The organism is Promicromonospora sp. NPDC050249 (genome assembly GCF_040656015.1).
Taxonomy (GTDB): Bacteria; Actinomycetota; Actinomycetes; order Actinomycetales; family Cellulomonadaceae; genus Promicromonospora.
In genome coordinates, this window is record NZ_JBFAKY010000027.1 from 61,143 (window position 1) to 79,532 (window position 18,390).

The following is an 18,390-nucleotide window of genomic DNA, read 5'->3' on the forward strand; positions in this document are numbered from 1 at the left end:
GTGCTTTCACGACTCCAGATACCGCAAGATCGCCTGCACCCGCCGGTTGTACCCGTCCTCGGCCAGCAGTCCGAGCTTGTCGAAGATCGCGTTCGAGTGCTTCTCCACCGCCGACGTCGACACGTACAGCGCCGCGGCAATCCCAGCGTTTGTCCGCCCCTCGGCCATCAGCCCCAGCACCTCCCGCTCCCGCTCTGTCAGTATCCCGAGCGGATGCGACGTGTCCCGGAACAGCTGCCGCACCACGTCCGGATCCAGCACCAGCCCGCCGGCCTGCACGCGGTCCAGCGCGTCGAGAAAGTCGTCGACACCCATCACCCGGTCCTTGAGCAGATACCCGACGGCGCGCGCGTCATCCCCGAGCAACACCTGCGTGAACTCACGCTCCACGTACTGCGACAGCACGAGGATCCCCACCTCCGGCCAGCGCTTCCGGATCTGCACCGCGGCCCGCACACCCTCGTCGGTATGGGTGGGCGGCATGCGGACGTCCAGCACGACGACGTCGGGCCGCTCGGCCTCCAACCGCTTCATCAACCCCTCAGCGGAGCCGTACGCCGCGACGACGTCGTGCCCCTCGTCCGTCAGAAGGCTGCGGATGCCCTCGCGGAGCAGGGCGGAGTCCTCGGCCAGCATCACTCGCACGGGAGAGTCACCTCGATCTTGGTCGGGCCGCCGGGCGGGCTGTCGACGGCGAGGGTGCCGCCGGCCGTGGCTACTCGGCCGGCTAGGCCGGCCAGGCCGTGGCCGGGGTGGGGGAGGGCGCCGCCTGTGCCGTTGTCGGTGATGGCGACGTGGACTTCTGGGTGCGGGAGGTCTCGACAAGCTCGACCAACGGAGACGCGCACCTCCGCTTCGGTGGCACCCGAGTGTTTGGCCACGTTCGTCAGAGCCTCCGACACCACGTAGTAGATGGTCGTCTCCACATCCGGCGGCAAGCGCTCCGGCGACTCCCACTCCAGCACCGTCGGCGGCTCAGCCCGCGACACCAGCTCCGCCAGCACCGGCGCCAGCCCGTGCGTGTCCAGCGTTGTCGGCCGCACCCGCCACGCGACATCCCGCAGGTCCGTCACCAGCAGCTCAGCCTCCCGCGCAGCCTGCTCCAACAAGAGAGAACCAGACGAAGCACCAACCGCCCGCCGCGCCCGATTCACCAGCAGCCCCAGCGCCACGGCCCGCTGCTGCACGCCATCATGCAGATCCCGCTCGATCCGCCCCCGCTCCGCATCCAGCGCCGCCAGCAGATCAGCCCGGCTCACCGTCAGCGACTCGACCTGCGCCGCCAGCCGCTCGCTCTTGCTCGGCGCCAGCCACCGCGCGGCCGCCGACCGGTCCAGCAGCGCCACCCCGATCAGCCCCATCAGGTCCAGGTACAGCAGGATCGCGCCGACCGGGATCATCCCGAGCAGACCGGCCGTCGACAGCCCGTCGCCCTGGAACGCCTCGTCGACGGTGAGCCGCACGTCGAACAGCCACGACGCCAGCCCCGCGAACACCGCGAACATCCCGTACGCCAGCAGCCCGAGCACCAGGGTGCCCACGAAACCGACAACAACCCGCGCCGCGAGATATCGGGCAGCCCGGGGAGAGGTGAGCACAACCCCGTCGTCGGCCCACCCGAGAAAGCGCACGGTACGACGGCGGTGCCAGGCGACCAGCGACTCAGCCGGCCCGAACGGCGTCGGCCCTCGCAGCAGCGAGACCAGGGAAAAGACCAGGTCAACCGGCCACGTCACCGCGCCAAGGGTCGCGCCCCACAGCATGCGGGCAGCGGAGCTGCGCAAGATGGCGAGGGCGGGGTCCACCTCGCCAGGATAGGGACGCCGCGTCCCGCACGGACTGCGGAAAACCACACCCCACCTGCGGCATATCCCCACGACCTGACGGAGAACCGCAGTCAACCGACCCCCTCGCAGTCAAATAGCGTAGGGGCATGACGACACAAAGCTTCGCCACGACCGTCGCCGACTGGGCCGTCGGGCTCATGGAGACCCTCGGCGCACCGGGCGCTGGCGTAGCAATCGCCCTCGAGAACCTGTTCCCGCCCCTGCCGAGCGAGGTGATCCTGCCGCTGGCAGGCTTCACCGCCGCGCAGGGCACCCTCGTCCTGTGGCACGTGCTCATCTGGACGACGGCGGGCTCCGTGGTCGGCGCCGTCCTCCTGTACAGCCTGGGGGCGTGGCTGGGCCGCGACCGCCTGCGCAACATCGTCGACCGCATGCCGCTCGTGTCGCTGGAGGACGTCGACAAGGCTGAGGCCTGGTTCACCCGGCACGGCGACAAGGCGGTGCTCATCGGCCGGCTCATCCCCATCGTGCGCAGCCTGATCTCCATCCCCGCGGGCGTCGAGCGCATGTCGATCTGGCGGTTCCTCGCCTTCACGACGCTCGGCTCCGGCGTCTGGAACACCCTGCTGGTCGGCGCGGGCTACCTGCTGGGGGACCAGTGGCACATCGTCGAGGAGAGCGTCGGCGTGTTCCAGAAGGTAGTGATCGTCGTAGCGGTCCTGCTGGTCGTGTGGTGGCTGGTCAAGACGCTGCGCGGTCGCCAGGACGTGGACTCGCCCCGGCACGTGCGGAAGCGCTGAGCGTCTCCAGACCCTCGGCGATCATCCGCAGCGCCTCCTCGAAGTCCCCGCTCTGAGCGGGATGCGCGCTCGCGTTCTGAGGGTCCAGCGACTCGGCCGCGGGCAGCAGCCCGAACGAGTCAGCGCTCAGGCGCTGCTGCTCGTGGAACGTGTAGCCGACGACGAAGTGCATCACGGCCTCCGCGGCGACGCGCGACAACGAGTCCGGGACACCGTCGCGGCGGGTGACCGCCAGCAGCTGCGGGCGGACCGGCGAGTCAACGAGCCCGAGCGCCAGCGAGCTCGACACCAGCTCGGCGGCGTCGCGGTAGGCGAGCAGGCACTCGCGCAGCCGCGCACCCAGCCTCCGGACGGCCTCGGACACCGTCATGTCCTCGACCCGCACGTCCGTCATCGGCCCGAGGATCCGCGCGCTGACCGAGGCCAGCAGCGCCTGCTTGTTCGGGAAGTGCCAGTACAGCGCACTCGCCCGCACCTCGAGCGCCGTGGCGATGTTCCGCATCGTCAGGTCGGGCAGCCCGTACTCGTCCAGGAGGCGGAGGGCCATGTCCGACACGTCGTCACGGCTGTGTCTTGGTGATCCGCTCATCGCCACAGTATGGTGCAGAACGCCGTTCAGGTGAACACCGTTCAGGATGAAGCGAGGACTCAAGTGCGAGACGACCACGGAACACCGCGCAGAGCGTTCGAGGCGAGCGACCTGGCCCGCGTCGCGGTCTTCGCCGCCCTCATCGCGGCCCTCGGCCTGCCGGGCAGCTTCAGCGTCTTCGGCGGCGTGCCGATCACCGCGCAGACCTTCGGGGTGATGCTCGCCGGCGCGATCCTCGGGCCGCGGCTCGGGGCGCTCGCGGTCGTCGCGCTGCTCACGCTCACCGCGGCCGGGCTCCCGCTGCTGGCCGGCGGGCGCGGCGGCATCAGTGTCTTCGTCGGACCGTCCGCGGGCTACCTGATCGGCTGGATCGCGGGGGCGCTCGTCGTCGGCCTGATCGTGCACTCGTCTGCTCGGAAGCCGACGGTCTGGCGGACCGCGCTCGCGATGGTCGTCGGCGGCATCCTCGTGATCTACGCCTTCGGCCTGCCCGTCCAGAGCCTGGTCACCCGGCTGTCGCTCCCGCAGACGGCGGTGGCGAGCCTGGTGTTCGTCCCCGGCGACCTCGTGAAGGCCGTGCTGGCGACGGTCACCGTCTCCACGCTCCTGCGGGCGTACCCCCGGGCGTTCCGGCGGAACTGGCGCTCGGTCGAGAGCCGGGAGACCGAGCGCCGGGAAGCTCAGAGCCCGGAAGCCGCGGGCCGGGAAGCCGACGACCGGACACCGCCGGCCCCATGAGCCCGCGCATAGTCCTGCTGGACGGCGCCCCGCACGGGCTGGTCGACCGACTTCGCGCGGTGCGGGCGGCGGGCCACATCCCGCTCGTCGACGACGTCCGCCGGCCCGAGGCGGAGCGGGAGGCCGTGCGTGCCCTGGTGCGGGACGCACGGCCGCCGGCCGACGCGGCCTGGGCGACGCTCACCTCCGGGAGCAGCGGCACACCGCGCATGGTGCTGCGCACCGCCGCATCCTGGGCGGAGTCGTTCCCCGCCGTCTCGGCACTCCTCGACGACCCCGCCGTGCCGGACGCCGAACGCGTGGTCGCCCTGCCGGCGCCGCCGTCGTCCTCGCTCACGCTGTTCTCCCTGGCGCACGCCCTGGACGGCGGACCGCGTCCGGTGTTCCCGGGGCAGGAGGGCGGCCTTCTCGAGGCCACCTCGTTCCACGGAACGCCCCAGGCGCTGCGCGCTCTGCTCGACGGCGGAGGGCTCCCGCGCGTGCGGACCGCGCTCGTCGGCGGCTCCCACCTCGACGAGAACCTGCGGGCGGACGCCGAGTCCCGGGGCATCCGGGTGATCGCGTACTACGGCGCGGCGGAGCTCTCGTTCGTCGCGGTCGACGATGGCGCTGGCCTGCGCCCCTTCCCCGGCGTGGACGTCGACGTGCGCGACGGCGAGCTGTGGGTGCGGTCGCCGTACGTGGCCCTCGGGTATCTCGGGGCGGGCGGGCCGCTGCGGACCGACGGGGACTGGGCGACGGTCGGTGATCTGGCCGAGCTCGATACTGGGCTCGATTCCGTGACCGATTCCGTGACCGATTCCGTGACCGATCCAGGAAACGCGAACGCGGACGGCGCCCAGACCCGCACGCTCAGGCTCCGCGGCCGCGCCGACGGCGCCATCCTCACCGCCTCGGCGACCGTGATCCCCGAGGAGGTCGAGGCCGAGCTCCGCCGGCTTCCCGCCGTCGCGGACGCCGTCGTCTTCGGCTTTCCCGCCGGAAACGTCGGGGCCCTCGTCGCCGCGATGGTCGAACCGGCTCCCGGTTCCCCCGCGATCACCGCGGGCGCGCTCCGCGGCAGCACGTCGTCCCGGTTGGGCCCGGCCCACCGGCCCCGGATCTGGTTCACCGGCGAGCTGCCGCGCAACGCGTCGGGCAAGCCCGCACGCGCCGAGGTCGTACGCCGGGCGCTCGCCGGGGAGGTGACCAGGGTTGCCGGATGAAGCGATGGTCATCGCGGCGCGTCGGACGCCGATCGGCACCCGCGGGCGGGCACTCGCGGCCCTGAACGCCGAGCAGCTCGCCGCACCCGTCCTGCGCGCCGCGCTCGGCGACGCGGAGGCCGCGGTCGGACGCCGGCTCTCCGTCGCCGACGTCGTGCTCGGCAACTGCATGGGCCCCGGCGGCAACCCGGCCCGCGTCTCCGCGCTGGCGGCGGGGCTGGGGGTCGAGGTCCCCGGCGCGACGGTGGACCGGCAGTGCGGCAGCGGCCTCGCCGCGGTGCTCGATGCCGCGACGGCGATCCGTGCCGGGGACGACCGGCCGCGGCTCGCGGGCGGCGTCGAGAGCCCGTCGACGGCCCCGGTCCGGTCTCTCGACGGCGTGCCCTACGACCGCGCCCCGTTCGCCCCGCAGGGCTGGCCGGACCCGGACATGGTGCGGGCCGCGGAAGACCTGGCCACCGTCGACGGTATCGGCAGGGAACGGCAGGACGCCCACGCCGTACGCAGCCACCAGCGGGCGCGGGCCGCCCGCGATGCCGGACGCTTCGCAGAAGAGCTCGTCCCGGTCGCGGGACTGACCGCCGACGACTCCATCGGCGTCGCCGAGCCGCTGCTGCCCCGGCTGCCCGCCCTGTTCGAAGGTGGCACCCTCACCGCGGGGACGGCCACGCGGATCAGCGACGGGGCCGCGGCGGTCGCAGTCGTGTCCCGCCGGCTCGCGGGCCGCGCGCCGGGCCTCGTGCTGCGTGGACATGCGGTGGTCGGCTGCGACCCCGCGCTGCCCGGCGTCGGGGCCGCGCCGGCCGTGCGCGCAGCCCTCGACTCCGCAAACGCCAGCCTCCGCGACGTAACGGCGATCGAGATCGTCGAGGCGTTCGCCGCCCAGTCCCTGGCGGTGCTCGACCGCCTCGGCCTCGACGACGACGATCCGCGTGTGTGCGCCGACGGCGGAGCCCTGGCGCTGGGCCATCCGTGGGGCGCGAGCGGCGCGATCAGCGTCGTGCGGCTGTTCGGGCGGCTCGTCCGCGCAGGCGCCCCCGCCGGGACGCTCGGCGTCGCGGCGGCGTCGGTGGGCGGCGGGCTGGGCGTCGCGGCGGTCTTCGAGGTGGTCCGATGAGCGGCATCAACCTCCAGGGCGCGGGCGTGCGCCTGGGCGACACGGAGGTGCTGCGCGACGTCACGCTGTCGCTGGACGCGCGGACGATCGCCGTCATCGGCGAGAACGGTTCCGGCAAGTCGACGCTCGGCCGCCTGCTCAGCGGCCTGGTCCCCGCCACCGCCGGCACCGTGCGCGTCCTCGGCCTGGACCCGGTGCGCCAGGCCGCCGAGTTGCGCAGCCGCGTCGCGGTGATCTTCAGCAACCCGGACGCCCAGATCATCATGCCCACCGTCGCCGAGGACGTCGCGTTCTCGCTGCGCAGCGAGAAGCTGCCGCGCACGGAGAAGGCGGAACGGGTCACGGCCGCGCTCGAGGAGTTCGGCCTGGCCGAGCTCGCCGACCGGTCCTCGCACGACCTGTCCGGCGGCCAGAAGCAGCTGCTCGCCCTGTGCGGCGCGTTCGTGCGGCGTCCGGACCTGGTGGTCGCCGACGAGCCCACCGCCTACCTGGACGCGCGCAACGCCCGCCGGGTCGCCGACCACCTGCTCGCGGACTCGTCCCACCCGGATACCTCGCACCGCCTGGTGCTGGTCACGCACGACCTGGGGCTCGCGCAACGCTGCGACACAGCGGTGCTGATCCAGGACGGGACGGTGGCCGAGATCGGGGCACCCGCGCAGGTGATCGCCACCTACGAGGCGGGCATCCGATGGTGACGAGATGGTGACCCTGTACCGCCCCGGCAACGGTCCGTGGCACCGGCTGAGGGCCGGACCGAAGACCGCCCTGCTCCTGCTGATAGTGCTCGGCATCTGCCTGCTGCCCGTGACGTGGTGGGCCGCCGGGGTCATGGCCGGCGTCTGCCTCGCGTGCTACGCGGTACCCGGCGCGGGGCTGCGCGAGCTCGGGCGCCAGCTCGTCGCGATCCGCTGGGTGATCGGCCTGACCCTCGTCGGCCAGCTCGTCTTCCTCGGCCCGGAGAGCGCGGCGGCGAACACCACGCGGGTCTCCGTCGCGTGCGCGCTCGCCGCGCTGCTCGCCCTGACCACCCCGGCGACGGAGCTGCTGGAGACCATCGAGCGGGCGATGCAGCCGCTGGTGTTGCTACGGATCGACCCCCGGCGGGCGGCGCTGACGCTGTCCGTGACGCTGAGCACGCTGCCGGTACTCGCCGGCCTGGCCCGGGACGTGCGGGAGGCGCAGCGCGCCCGTGGCGGCGGGCGGAGCCTTCGGCACTTCGCGATGCCGTTCCTCGTCATGGCGCTCAAGCACGCGGACGAGCTGGGCGACGCCCTCGCCGCCCGGGGCGTGCGATGAGGCCGGAGGTGCTCGGCCCCACGGTCGACGAGCAGACCCGGTGCATCCACTACCGGACGCCGCTGGACATCATCGCCATCCGGTTCGCGTGCTGTGGCCGGTACTACCCGTGCCACCTGTGCCACGACCAGAGTGCCGACCACCCGTCGCGGCCGTGGCCGGCCGGTGCGGGCGACCGGCGGGCGGTGCTCTGCGGGGCCTGCTGGACAGAGCTGACCATCACCCAGTACGTGGGCGCCGGGAGCTGCCCGGCCTGCGCGGCCCCGTTCAACCCCGGGTGCGCCCGCCATCATTCGATCTACTTCGGATAATGGCGCCGACCTGAGAGAGTCGTCCCCGTGACTGACGACCGCACCGCCCAGACCCTCCGCTCGATCGCCCCCTACCTGGCCGACTGGGCCTCGTTCCAGGCCGCCTATCACGGCGTGCCCGGCCTGCAGCTGGCCGTCGGCCGCCGCGGCGAGGTCTTCGTCGACCTGGCCTGGGGCACGGCGAACCTGGAGACGGGGGAGGCGCTCACCAGCGACCACCTGTTCCGCGTCGCCTCCCACTCCAAGACATTCACCACCGTCCTGGTGATGCAGCTCGTCGAACGCGGCGAACTGCGCCTGGACGACGCCGTCGGCGCGCTCGTCCCCGAGCTCGACGGCTCGACTGCCGCCGAGATCACCGTCCGCGAGCTGCTCGGCCACCAGGCGGGCATCATCCGTGACTCGTCGGACGGCGACTTCTGGCAGTACGAGCGCCCCTTCCTGGACCGCGAGCAGGTGCTGGAGTGCGTACGCACCGAGGGCGTCGTCTTCGAGCCGAACGAGCACTTCAAGTACACGAACATCGGCTACAGCCTGCTCGGCATCATCATCGAGCGCGTTACCGGCAAGACGTACGACGAGGTGGCGCGCGCCGCCGTGATCGAACCCCTGGGCCTGACCCGGACCGGGACCGAGCTCGACCCCGCCCGCGCGGACGAGTACGCGGCGGGCCACACCGGCCGCATCTCGCACGCCGACGCCCGCCGCGTCATCCCGCACGTCGACACCCGCGCCATGGCGGCGGCCACCGGCTGGTACTCCACCGCGCTCGAGATGGTCCGCTACGGCGCCACGCACGTGCTCGGCGACACCACGCTGCTCACCGACAAGAGCAAGCGCCTGGTCCAGCGCGAGGAGTCGACCGTAGCGGTCCGGGGCGTGCAGCTCGGCCGGTACGGCGTCGGCATCGAGCTCGGCAAGGTCGGCGACCGCGAGCTCGTCGGACACTCGGGCGGCTACCCCGGCCACATCACACGCACCTGGATCGACCCCGTCGACGGCCTCGTGGTCTCCGCGCTGACGAACGCCGTCGACGGCATCGCCAACCAGATCGCGGGCGGCGTCATCCAGATCATCAACCTGGCGCTCGCGGCGGCGGACGAGGTCGCGGCTGCCGCGACCGGCGGGAACCCGGTGCCGCCCGTCCCGGCGAACGCGCCCGTCGGTCGCTTCGCCAACCTGTGGGGCGTGTCCGACGTCGTGGACCTCGGCGGGATCCTGCACACCATCAACCCGCGCTTCCCGCAGCCGGCCGAGGTGGCACAGCGGCTCGTCGTGTCCGACGGGCGCCTCGCGCAGGAGTCCGTCGCCGGGTTCGGCACGGTGGGCGAGCCGGTACAGGTCGAGCGGGACGCCGCCGGCGCCGTCGTCGCCGCCCGCTTCGGCGCGATGACCGCGTGGCCGGTCGAGGAGTACCGGGCGCGGGTGCTCGGCGGCTAGGAGCAGGTCTGGCAGAGGCCTGACGGCCTCGGGCAGACAGGTACCCCGCGGGCTGTGTTGCGGAGAGTGGACATTGTGTACTCTCCGCAACACAGCCCGACTGGGTGGTCCTTCCCTGCGGCGCAGGCTCGATCAACAGCGGCGGCGGTCTTCGGGTGACTGCGCCCCCGTCGCGGTAGCGTTGGCAGGTGACTTTCAACGAGGGCGGTCAGTTCGAGGGTGGTCGGGTCCGCAAGGGCGGCGGACGCCGAGGCGCCGTCGCCGTGGGCGGTGGCGGCGGCATCGCGATAGTCATCGCGCTGGTGTACATGCTGGTGACCGGCAACAGCCCGGCGGACGTCCTCGGCGGCACCACGTCGGGCGGCGGGGACACCGGCGAGGCGGGCTACATCGGGGAGTGCACGGCCGAGCAGGCCAACACCGACCCGGAGTGCCGCCTGAACGCCGCGGTCCAGTCGCTCGACGCCTACTGGGCGACGACCCTCCCGGAGCAGGGCGGCGTCGAGTACCAGATGCCCGAGGTCGTGAGCTTCACCGACGCCGTCGACACGGGCTGCGGCTCGGCGACGTCGGCCACCGGGCCGTTCTACTGCCCCGCCGACACCACCGTGTACGAGGACCTCGCGTTCTACGACCAGCTCTCCAGCCAGTTCGGCGCCAAGGGCGGACCGCTGGCCGAGATGTACGTGACGGCGCACGAGTTCGGTCACCACATCGAGAACCAGCTGGGGTTGTTCGAGCGGGCCGACCGGTCGGGCACCGGCCCGGAGTCCGACTCCGTACGCATCGAGCTCATGGCCGACTGCCTCGCCGGCATGTGGGCGGGCACCGCGGCCACGACCGAGGACCCGGACACGGGCGTCACGTTCCTCGAACCGATCGAGCGAGCGGAGCTGGAGCAGGCGCTCTCCGCGGCGGCAGCCGTCGGCGACGACAACATCCAGCGGCGCTCGGGCGGCGACGTGAACCCCGAGGCCTTCTCGCACGGCTCCAGCGAGCAGCGCGTCAAGTGGTTCACCACCGGCTACAACGGCGGCACCATCCAGGACTGCAACGCGCTGGACGCCTCGTCCCTCTGACCGTACGGTTGGCCCATGCACCTCAGCGCACGCACGACGACGCCGGATCCCTCCGGCGCGCGCTGACCCTGCACTCAGCAACCCAAGCCCCGGAGCTCGCTCCGGGGCTTTTGGTTTGCCCGGCACCGGGGCGGCTCCTCCATCGAAGGAGCAACCATGAACGACGTCGCCGTCAGCCACGAGCAGGATCAGCACGATCAGCACGGCCCGGGCGCCGACCAGCCCGCACCGGTCCTCGACCACCGCGAGCTCGGCCGTGACATGCGGATCTTCGAGTCGAGCCCGCTCGTCGGCCCGGGCCTGCCGCTGTGGCTGCCCGCCGGCGCGGCCGTGCGGTACGAGCTGGAGCAGTACGCCCGCGAGGTGGCGCTGCGCACCGGCTGCGAACCCGTGTACTCGCCGGTGCTCGGCAAGCGGTCGCTGTTCGAGCGGTCGGGTCACTGGGCCAAGTTCGCCGACGACATGTTCCCGCCGATGGCGATCAGCGACTCCGACGTCGACCCGCTCGTGCTGCGCCCGGCCAACTGCCCGCACCATGCGCAGATCTACGCGTCCGAGCCGCGTTCGTACCGTGACCTGCCCGTGCGGTACTCGGAGCTCGCGCCGATGTTCCGGGCGGAACGGTCGGGCGTGCTGTCCGGGCTGAGCCGGGTGCGGCAGATCAACCTCGACGACGCGCACGTCTTCTGCCGTCCCGACCAGGTGGCGGACGAGGTGCACGTCGCGCTGGCCGCCGTCCTGGAGGTGCTCGACACCCTCGGTATCGAGGTGTCGTACCTGCGGTTGTCCGGCCGGGACGACTCGGGCAGCTGGCTCGGCGCGCCCGAGCAGTGGGCAGCCGCGGAGGACGCGCTCCGGGCGGTGCTGGCCCGGCTCGCGGGCGGGCTGGACTGGCGCGCCGAGGCGGGGGAGGCCGCGTTCTACGGGCCCAAGATCGACGTCCAGGTGCTCGACGCGCGCGGGCACGAGGAGACCCTCGCGACCGTGCAGCTCGACTTCAACCAGCCGGAGCGGTTCGACCTGACCTACGTCGCGGCCTCCGGCGAGCGGGAGCGGGTGGTGATGATCCACCGCGGCACCGTCGGTGCGATGGAGCGGATGGTCGCGTTCCTCCTGGAGCGGCACGCCGGACGGCTGCCGTTCTGGCTCGCGCCGGTGCAGGTCTGCCTGCTGCCGGTGGGTAGTTCTGGGGTCGACGGCGGTGCGGGTGACGGCGGGGTCGTCGACGGAGGTGCGGCCCGCGTCGCGGTGGACCAGGCCGGTGAGCTGGCCGCCGACCTGCGCGCCCGCGGGCTCCGCGTGCGGGTGGAGTGGGACGGGTCGCTCGGCAACCGCATCCGGCTCGCCCGTCAGCGCCGGGACGCGCTGCTGGGGGTGCTCGGGCCGCGCGAGATCGAGGCGGGGGTGCTCGCGGTGACCGACCCGGCATCGGGCGTGAAGTCTTCTGTACGGCTCTCCGAGCTGGGGGACAGGCTGGCGGAGGCGGCAAGGAAGCGGGTGGTGCGGGTCGGGCTGTGAGGGGTCACGACAGGCTCGACCAGCGATATCCGGCTTGACCAGCAGGGGGTGTCGGCAAGCTCGATCAGCGGACGAGGCGGGGTCAGGGGGCCCAGGTGCGGTGGTCTCGGGCTGCCAGGTGGACGATCTCGAGCTCGCGCTCCGTGAGCATCGGCCGCCGGCTCTCGAGCCACGGCACCAGCTCGTTCGCCGTGAGCACCTCGACGCCGTCGCGCGGACCCTCGACGCGGGGCTGGTCCGTCCGGACGAAGACGATGAGCGCCTGCACGGTGACCGGTACGCGCGTCGCGCGGCCCAGGATCTCCTGGGTGCGGCGCGCGGTGTCCCGGGCGAGGTCGGCGGTCACGTCCTGGGTGGGGCGGTAGACCGAGTGGACGGTGTAGACGCCGGACGGCCCGATCACGAGCTGGTCGAGCTCGAGCTCGGCCGGACGCTGCCCCGAGCGTGTGGTGGGGGCGGAGCGGACCGAATGGAGGACGCGCCAGACGGGACGGTGGGCCACGAGCTCCCAGAGCTCCTGGGCGACGGCTCGCACGCCGGCGATGCGGCGGCTCAGTGCCCGGTGCCGCTCGTCGGGACGCCCGGTCAGCCTGCCGCGCAGCACCGACGTGAAGTGCTGCCGGGTGTAGGCGCGACGTTCGTCGAGCAGGTGCTTGGCCGGTCGGTTGTTCGTCAGGTCGTCTCCGCGGGCCAGGCGGCCGGTGCGGAGATTGGGTAGTGCGTCGGCGACGGTGACGGGAACGCTCGGTGAGTCTGTGCCCATGGGCGGACCGTACGTCCGAGACGGTTCTACCGCGCGCTCTGGCGGTGAAACGTCGGCTCTATCACCCGTGGCCGCCCGGAACCGCCGTGAGCGGGCGTCCTACTCCGCCGCGTCCTGCTCCACCGCCGGCCCCGCCGGGAACGCGCGGCGGGCCACGAGCACCACGACAAGGGCCGCCACGAGCAGTGCCACCCCGACGTAGGGCACTGCGGCGAGCCCGACGCCGTCGAGCACGAGCGCCCCGAGCGCCGCCCCGCCACCGATCCCGATGTTGGCGGTGGAGTTGACGAGCGCCCCGACGACGTCGGGCGAGGCCCCGCGGGTGCGGATGGCCGCCGTCTGGAAGACGGCGGCGACCGCGCCGAACCCGATGCTCCACACCGCAGCGGCAGCGAGCGTGCCCACGGTGCCGGGGAAGGTGAGGCCGAGCGCCAGGATCCCGGCCGCGACGACCCCGAGCGTGACGACGGTGGTCTGCCGGAGCCGCACGTCGAGCCGGGCGGCGGCGTACCAGGCGCCGAGAAGGCCGAGCGCGCCGGTCAGGAGGAGCGTCGGGCCGAGCGCCGCCGTCGCGAGGCCGGCCGCGAGCAGCAGCACCGACACGTAGGTGTAGACCGTGTAGTGGCCGAGGTACGCGAGCGCGTTCGCGGACGTGACCTGGGCGAGCGCGGTGCGGCGGGCACCCCGGGCGGCGTCGGCCGGGGGAGTGCCGCCCCCGGCGACGGACGGCAGCAGCAGCGCGGTGAGCGCCGCGGCGAGCGTGCACGCCCCGGCCAGCACCAGGAAGGAGGCGCGCCAGCCGACGGCGGCGCCGAGCGACGTCGTCAGCGGCACGCCGAGCACGAAGCCCGCGGACGCGCCGAGTGTGACCAGGGCGAGCGCGCGCCCGGCGAGGTGCGGGCGCACCAGCCGGGACGCGTACCCGATGCTCACCGAGAAGAAGACCGCGTGGGCCGCGCCGCCCAGCGCCCGGGCCACCGCGACGAGCGCGAACGTGGGCGCGACCGCGACGATCACGTTGCTCAGGACGTAGATCCCGAGGGTGGTGAGCAGCAGCGTCTTGCGGGGCAGCCTGCGCGTGGCCGACGTCAGCGGCACGGCGAGCACCGCGACCATGAATGCGTAGGCGGTCACGAGCAGCCCGGCAGTGCCCTCCGAGACGGTGAGGTCGTCGCTGATCAGGGGCAGCAGACCCACCGGGACCAGCTCGGTGGTGATGGCGACGAACGTGGCGAGCGCCAGGGCGAACAGCCCGCCGGCTGCGTCGCGCACGTCGCCGGGCTGCCAGGTCGGACGTATGCGCGGTGTGGCCATGGGCTCCATCCCAGACCGGACACGCCCCACTGGCAAGGCGATACCCGCGACACCGGTTGTGGGCGCGACAGTTGTTGCTTCGCGTCCGTCCTGGACGCAACGATCGCGCCCACAACCGATCAGTCCAGGGCGCGGATGCGGACCTGGGCGAAGGTTGCTGTTGTCGGCGGGGTGGCGCCGCCGCCCGCGTAGATGCCGACCTTCGGGGTGGTGTCGGACGGGAGGGTCCAGGTGGCGCCGAAGCGCCAGGTCCGGCCGTCGCGCGAGGACGCCGCCCGGTACTCGTGCTCGCCGGTGTTCGGTTCGGTCGTGTGGAACAGGCGCAGGTGCATCGTGTCGGCGACCGGCCCGGAGACGTGGCCGCCGAACCAGGTGCGCCCGTCGGCCGTGAGCTCCTTGCCGAACTCCACCTGGCGGGTCTGCCAGATCGACACGGGCGCGAGCCGCAGGAAGTCGTCGTCGCCCGCGTGCACCAGCAGGCCCGCCTGCTGGTAGTTGCGCACGCTGTTCTCGCCCAGCGGCAGCGTGACGGTGGTCTCCAGCACGAAGTCGCCCGCCGGTGCGTCGCGCAGCAGCGCGGGCGCGTCGTTGGCCGACCCCACCAGATCGTGGCCGGTCAGCGGCCAGGCCAGGGCGCCGTCCGTGATCCCGACGCCGTCCGGTCCCGTCGACGGAGCGTGCAGCCAGCTCCAGCCCGGGTCGAGGTCACCGTCGAACTCCTCGGTGAACGTGACAGCACCCGCCCGCGGCTCGGCGACCCGCCGGGTCACCGGCTCGTGGGCCGGCACGACCGTCAGGTTGTCGAGCTGCGTCTCACCGCCGTCCGCGGCCAGGCTCACGGGAGCCCGCCGGGGGAGCGAGGTGCGCGGCTCGAACCGCACCTCGGCGTCGACGTCGCCCAGGCCGCTCGACGAGAGCCGGGCGGTGACCGCGCCGTCCCGCGCCTCGACGGTCAGCACGTGCCAGTCGCGCAGGTCCACGTTCGCGGGCAGCGCGGCCCGCAGCTCCCGCCGTCCCTGCCCGACGACGAGCTCGCGCGCCTCCGCATCCAGCCGCACCCGCACGGCGGCCCGTCCGGGTCCGCCCAGGGTCGCCGTGAACGAGGCGTCGGTGTCGGGCAGCCGCACGTCGGCCTCGATCCGCACGTCACGCGGGGCAGGAACCGTCCGCACGACGGCGGCATCCCGCCTGCTCGGCACCAGCCGGGCCAGCGCGCCCGCGTCGCCCGAGCCGTCGAAGCCCCGGGCGAACGTGCCAGAGACCCGCCGCAGACCAGACCCGGATGCCGGGTCGCCGCTCACGATGCCGAGCCCGCTCGTGGACACCGGCCCCGGCCGCGGACCCTCGCTCGGCCCCGCGCCGGCATTGACCACCGGCCACCCGTCGATCCAGTCCATCCGGTCGATCAGCGTGGGCCGTCGGTTCACGCCGCCCGGCTCCTCCAGCCAGGCGTCGTCCTTGTCGATCGCGTGGTAGAGCATCCAGTCCTGCCCGGCGGCGTCGGTCAGCACCGCGTGGTGCCCGACGCCGATCCACCGGTTCCCGTTCTGCGCCACGACCTGTGTACCGCCCACCCGCGACTCGTTCAGGCTCACGCCCTCGTGGTCCGTGAACGGGCCCAGCGGCGACCGCGACCGCCCCGTGTAGACGCTGTACCCCGTGACCGGCCCGGCGCAGCAGTTCGCCGACGACCCCATCAGGTAGTACCAGCCGTCCCGCTTCACCACGAAGGCGCCCTCGTACCGGTCCGCGACGGTCACCCGCGTGAGCTCACCCACCGCCCGCGTGCCGGTCTCGTCCAGCCGCGTGACCCAGAGGCCGCCGTTGAAGCCGCCGAAGTAGAGGTAGCGCGACCCGTCGTCGTCGGCGAACAGGGCAGGGTCGATGGTGTTCAGATAGGTGTCGCCGCCCGCGGGACGCGGGTCCAGGACCGGCCCGCCCGAGTCGGTCCACGGCCCCGTCGGCGTCGGCGCGGTCGCCACGCCGATCGTGTAGTCCCACGGGTCGGGGTTCGCCGCCGTGTCGGTCACCGTGTAGTACATGACGTACTGGCCGTCCACGTACCGGATGTCCGGCGCCCAGAAGTACGAGGCGCTCGCGGCCCACGCCGGCCGGTTCTCGTCGTCGAAGATCGTGCCCACGTACTCCCAGGACTCCAGGTCCCTGGACCTCGAGACGTGCATGTTGCCGAACGGCCCGCCCGAGACCAGCGGGTCGCTCGTCGCGTACAGGTACCACCAGCCGTCCTTGCCGCGGATGATCGCGGGGTCGGCATAGGTGTCGGCGAACGGCGCGGTGATCGGGTTCGTGAAGGTGGTGGACGGCGGCTGCACGCTGCCCGACGGCGGTGACGCTGCCGCGGCCGGGGCGGCACCACCGCCGTCGGACAGCGCCGTGGCGCCCAGGACCAGTGCGAGCGAGGCGAGGACGGCGACTGACCGTGGCTGCATGGGGTTCCCATCCCTTCGGGCGGCGCGCCACGTCATCGGCGACATGGCCCGTCGCTCCATCACAACGGACTGACTGGTACAACGTAGTACCGGACGCGAAGGTACCGTCGCCCGGCCCGTCCCGTCCAGGGTGTCGCCGACGTGAGGCAACGCACCGTAATCCCTGGACCGTGGGCACTAGACTGGAAGGGCCCCCGCCGCTGTGGGCCGAACGACCACCCACCACCCCAACCGTGAGGAACACCTGCGTGATCACTGCCCATGGCGTCGAGCTGCGCGTCGGCGCGCGCGTGCTGCTGAGCGAGGCGAACTTCCGGGTCGCCTCGGGCGACCGGATCGGTCTGGTGGGCCGTAACGGTGCAGGCAAGACCACGCTGACCAAGACCCTCGCGGGCGAGACCCTCCCGTCGGGCGGGCAGATCGTGCGCGGCACCGACATCGGTTACCTGCCGCAGGACCCCCGCACCGGCGACCTCGAGGTCCTCGCGATGGACCGCGTGCTGTCCGCGCGCGGCCTGGACAAGGTCATCTCCAAGATGCGCCAGGCCGAGGGCGAGATGGCGTCCCTCGACGAGGCGACGCAGAACGCCGCGATGGAGCGCTACCCCAAGCTCGAGGCGCGTTTCCTGGCAGCCGGTGGTTACGCCGCCGAGTCGGAGGCGCAGATCATCACCGCGAACCTCGGCCTGGACGAGCGGGTCCTGGGGCAGCCGCTCGGCACGCTCTCCGGTGGCCAGCGCCGCCGGATCGAGCTGGCGCGCATCCTGTTCAGCGGCGTCGAGACCCTGCTCCTGGACGAGCCGACGAACCACCTCGACGCGGACTCCATCATGTGGCTGCGCGACTACCTCAAGGCGTACAACGGCGGGTTCATCGTGATCAGCCACGACACCGACCTGCTGCGCGCCACCGTGAACAAGGTGTTCCACCTGGACGCCAACCGCGGCGAGCTCGACCAGTACAACCTGGGCTGGGGCGCGTACCTCGAGCAGCGCGAGACGGACGAGCGGCGTCGTCGGCGGGAGCGGGCGAACGCCGAGAAGAAGGCCGGCACGCTGCTCGCCCAGGCCGAGAAGATGCGCGCCAAGGCGACCAAGGCCACCGCGGCGCAGAACATGATCAAGCGCGCCGAGAAGATGCTCGGTGGGCTGGAGGCCGAGCGCGTCTCCGACCGCGTGGCACACCTGCGCTTCCCGACGCCGGCGCCCTGCGGGCGTACGCCGCTCACCGCCAACGGCCTGTCGAAGGCGTACGGGTCCCAGGAGGTGTTCGCCGGGGTGGACCTGGCGATCGACCGTGGGTCCCGCGTCGTCATCCTCGGGTTCAACGGTGCGGGCAAGACGACGCTGCTGCGGATCCTCGCTGGCGTCGAGGCGGCCGACACCGGCGAGGTGGTGCCCGGGCACGGGCTCAAGCTCGGCTACTACGCGCAGGAGCACGACACGCTCGACATGAACGTGACGGTCGTGGAGAACCTGCGGCACGCCGCGCCCGACCTCACCGACACGCAGGTGCGGTCCGTGCTGGGCTCGTTCCTGTTCAGCGGGGACGACGCCTACAAGCCGACCAACGTGCTGTCCGGCGGCGAGAAGACGCGTCTGGCGCTGGCGACGATCGTCGTGTCCGGCGCGAACGTGCTGCTGCTCGACGAGCCCACGAACAACCTGGACCCGGCGTCGCGCGCCGAGATCCTCGGGGCCCTGAAGACGTACGAGGGCGCAGTGGTGATGGTGACGCACGATGACGGCGCCGTGGAGGCACTGGAGCCCGAGCGCGTGCTGCTGCTGCCCGACGGCGACGAGGACCTCTGGAACGACAGCTACCAGGAGCTCGTCTCCCTCGCCTGAGTTCGACCCGGGTAGCCACTACACCAGCGGGGGGGGGTTGGGGGGGGGGGGGAAGTGGGAAACCAGGGAAACAACCCCCCCCGCGGGGGGGTGCCCCCCCCGGGGAGGCAAGGGGGGGCCCCCGCGGGGCGGG

At 72.8% G+C, this 18,390-nt stretch carries 17 protein-coding genes; 11 read left to right on the plus strand and 6 right to left on the minus strand.

Features of this window, described 5'->3' with window-relative positions; genetic code table 11:
* Positions 1-6: 6 nt before the first annotated feature.
* Together AB0I32_RS20590 and AB0I32_RS20595 are read right to left on the minus strand one after the other, a co-directional pair.
* Positions 7-645 carry a response regulator transcription factor gene (locus AB0I32_RS20590; RefSeq protein ID WP_357509393.1) on the minus strand — a complete coding sequence of 213 codons (639 nt, stop codon included), beginning with the start codon at positions 643-645 and terminating at the stop codon, positions 7-9.
* Complete coding sequence (locus AB0I32_RS20595) at positions 636-1,805, minus strand: ATP-binding protein (RefSeq protein WP_357509395.1); 1,170 nt, start codon at positions 1,803-1,805, stop codon at positions 636-638. Before AB0I32_RS20595 ends, AB0I32_RS20590 begins: the two co-directional genes overlap by 10 nt.
* 128 nt (positions 1,806-1,933) lie before the next feature.
* Between AB0I32_RS20595 and AB0I32_RS20600 the strand changes: the two genes are divergently transcribed.
* The gene (locus AB0I32_RS20600; protein ID WP_357509397.1) at positions 1,934-2,587 is read left to right on the plus strand and encodes a DedA family protein; all 654 of its coding nucleotides are present in this window, start codon (positions 1,934-1,936) and stop codon (positions 2,585-2,587) included.
* On the opposite strand, the gene AB0I32_RS20605 is transcribed toward AB0I32_RS20600, so the two are convergent.
* Positions 2,529-3,176, minus strand: a complete 648-nt coding sequence (locus AB0I32_RS20605) for a TetR family transcriptional regulator (RefSeq protein ID WP_357509399.1) — start codon at positions 3,174-3,176, stop codon at positions 2,529-2,531. The genes AB0I32_RS20600 and AB0I32_RS20605 overlap by 59 nt on opposite strands.
* Positions 3,177-3,239: 63 nt before the next feature.
* Between AB0I32_RS20605 and AB0I32_RS20610 the strand changes: the two genes are divergently transcribed.
* From AB0I32_RS20610 to AB0I32_RS20650, 9 genes are all read left to right on the plus strand, one after another.
* Positions 3,240-3,914 (plus strand): biotin transporter BioY, encoded by a 675-nt coding sequence (locus tag AB0I32_RS20610; RefSeq protein ID WP_357509400.1) that lies wholly within the window; start codon positions 3,240-3,242, stop codon positions 3,912-3,914.
* Positions 3,911-5,119, plus strand: coding sequence for a class I adenylate-forming enzyme family protein (locus AB0I32_RS20615; RefSeq protein WP_357509401.1), 1,209 nt, complete (start codon positions 3,911-3,913; stop codon positions 5,117-5,119). The genes AB0I32_RS20610 and AB0I32_RS20615 overlap by 4 nt, the downstream gene beginning before the upstream one ends.
* Positions 5,120-5,123: 4 nt before the next feature.
* A complete protein-coding gene (locus tag AB0I32_RS20620; RefSeq protein ID WP_357509425.1) occupies positions 5,124-6,236 on the plus strand; it encodes a thiolase family protein in 1,113 nt (370 codons plus the stop codon).
* Positions 6,233-6,934, plus strand: a complete 702-nt coding sequence (locus AB0I32_RS20625; protein WP_357509403.1) for an ABC transporter ATP-binding protein — start codon at positions 6,233-6,235, stop codon at positions 6,932-6,934. The genes AB0I32_RS20620 and AB0I32_RS20625 overlap by 4 nt, the downstream gene beginning before the upstream one ends.
* Before the next feature lie 4 nt (positions 6,935-6,938).
* On the plus strand, positions 6,939-7,535 hold the full coding sequence (locus tag AB0I32_RS20630) for an energy-coupling factor transporter transmembrane protein EcfT (protein ID WP_357509405.1): 597 nt from the start codon (positions 6,939-6,941) through the stop codon (positions 7,533-7,535).
* Positions 7,532-7,846: a CHY zinc finger protein gene (locus AB0I32_RS20635; RefSeq protein ID WP_357509407.1), complete on the plus strand. Its 315-nt coding sequence runs from the start codon at positions 7,532-7,534 to the stop codon at positions 7,844-7,846. The genes AB0I32_RS20630 and AB0I32_RS20635 overlap by 4 nt, the downstream gene beginning before the upstream one ends.
* A gap of 27 nt (positions 7,847-7,873) precedes the next feature.
* Positions 7,874-9,286 (plus strand): serine hydrolase domain-containing protein, encoded by a 1,413-nt coding sequence (locus AB0I32_RS20640; RefSeq protein WP_357509409.1) that lies wholly within the window; start codon positions 7,874-7,876, stop codon positions 9,284-9,286.
* Positions 9,287-9,474: 188 nt separating this feature from the next.
* On the plus strand, positions 9,475-10,365 hold the full coding sequence (locus tag AB0I32_RS20645; protein WP_357509411.1) for a neutral zinc metallopeptidase: 891 nt from the start codon (positions 9,475-9,477) through the stop codon (positions 10,363-10,365).
* Between the two features lie 156 nt (positions 10,366-10,521).
* On the plus strand, positions 10,522-11,883 hold the full coding sequence (locus AB0I32_RS20650) for a threonine--tRNA ligase (protein ID WP_357509413.1): 1,362 nt from the start codon (positions 10,522-10,524) through the stop codon (positions 11,881-11,883).
* Positions 11,884-11,965: 82 nt separating this feature from the next.
* Here AB0I32_RS20650 and AB0I32_RS20655 read toward each other — a convergent pair whose 3' ends face one another.
* The 3 genes from AB0I32_RS20655 to AB0I32_RS20665 form a co-directional block, all read right to left on the minus strand.
* Entirely contained in the window at positions 11,966-12,646 is a 681-nt protein-coding gene (locus tag AB0I32_RS20655; protein WP_357509415.1) for a hypothetical protein, read from the minus strand.
* Positions 12,647-12,745: 99 nt separating this feature from the next.
* The gene (locus AB0I32_RS20660) at positions 12,746-13,960 is read right to left on the minus strand and encodes an MFS transporter (protein WP_357509417.1); all 1,215 of its coding nucleotides are present in this window, start codon (positions 13,958-13,960) and stop codon (positions 12,746-12,748) included.
* A 119-nt stretch (positions 13,961-14,079) separates the two neighbouring features.
* Positions 14,080-16,410, minus strand: a complete 2,331-nt coding sequence (locus AB0I32_RS20665; RefSeq protein ID WP_357509419.1) for a family 43 glycosylhydrolase — start codon at positions 16,408-16,410, stop codon at positions 14,080-14,082.
* A 248-nt stretch (positions 16,411-16,658) separates the two neighbouring features.
* Here AB0I32_RS20665 and AB0I32_RS20670 point away from each other — a divergent pair, with 248 nt between their 5' ends.
* The gene (locus AB0I32_RS20670) at positions 16,659-18,257 is read left to right on the plus strand and encodes an ABC-F family ATP-binding cassette domain-containing protein (protein ID WP_357509421.1); all 1,599 of its coding nucleotides are present in this window, start codon (positions 16,659-16,661) and stop codon (positions 18,255-18,257) included.
* The last annotated feature ends 133 nt before the right edge of the window (positions 18,258-18,390 follow it).

Excerpts from the sequence above, each read along its gene's own strand:
- AB0I32_RS20600 (WP_357509397.1), top strand. The coding sequence starts at position 1,934 with ATGACGACACAAAGCTTCGCCACGACCGTCGCCGACTGGGCCGTCGGG.
- AB0I32_RS20605 (WP_357509399.1), bottom strand. The coding sequence starts at position 3,176 with ATGAGCGGATCACCAAGACACAGCCGTGACGACGTGTCGGACATGGCC.
- AB0I32_RS20615 (WP_357509401.1), top strand. The coding sequence starts at position 3,911 with ATGAGCCCGCGCATAGTCCTGCTGGACGGCGCCCCGCACGGGCTGGTC.
- AB0I32_RS20620 (WP_357509425.1), top strand. The coding sequence starts at position 5,124 with ATGGTCATCGCGGCGCGTCGGACGCCGATCGGCACCCGCGGGCGGGCA.
- AB0I32_RS20625 (WP_357509403.1), top strand. The coding sequence starts at position 6,233 with ATGAGCGGCATCAACCTCCAGGGCGCGGGCGTGCGCCTGGGCGACACG.
- AB0I32_RS20630 (WP_357509405.1), top strand. The coding sequence starts at position 6,939 with ATGGTGACCCTGTACCGCCCCGGCAACGGTCCGTGGCACCGGCTGAGG.
- AB0I32_RS20635 (WP_357509407.1), top strand. The coding sequence starts at position 7,532 with ATGAGGCCGGAGGTGCTCGGCCCCACGGTCGACGAGCAGACCCGGTGC.
- AB0I32_RS20650 (WP_357509413.1), top strand. The coding sequence starts at position 10,522 with ATGAACGACGTCGCCGTCAGCCACGAGCAGGATCAGCACGATCAGCAC.
- AB0I32_RS20655 (WP_357509415.1), bottom strand. The coding sequence starts at position 12,646 with ATGGGCACAGACTCACCGAGCGTTCCCGTCACCGTCGCCGACGCACTA.
- AB0I32_RS20660 (WP_357509417.1), bottom strand. The coding sequence starts at position 13,960 with ATGGCCACACCGCGCATACGTCCGACCTGGCAGCCCGGCGACGTGCGC.
- AB0I32_RS20665 (WP_357509419.1), bottom strand. The coding sequence starts at position 16,410 with ATGCAGCCACGGTCAGTCGCCGTCCTCGCCTCGCTCGCACTGGTCCTG.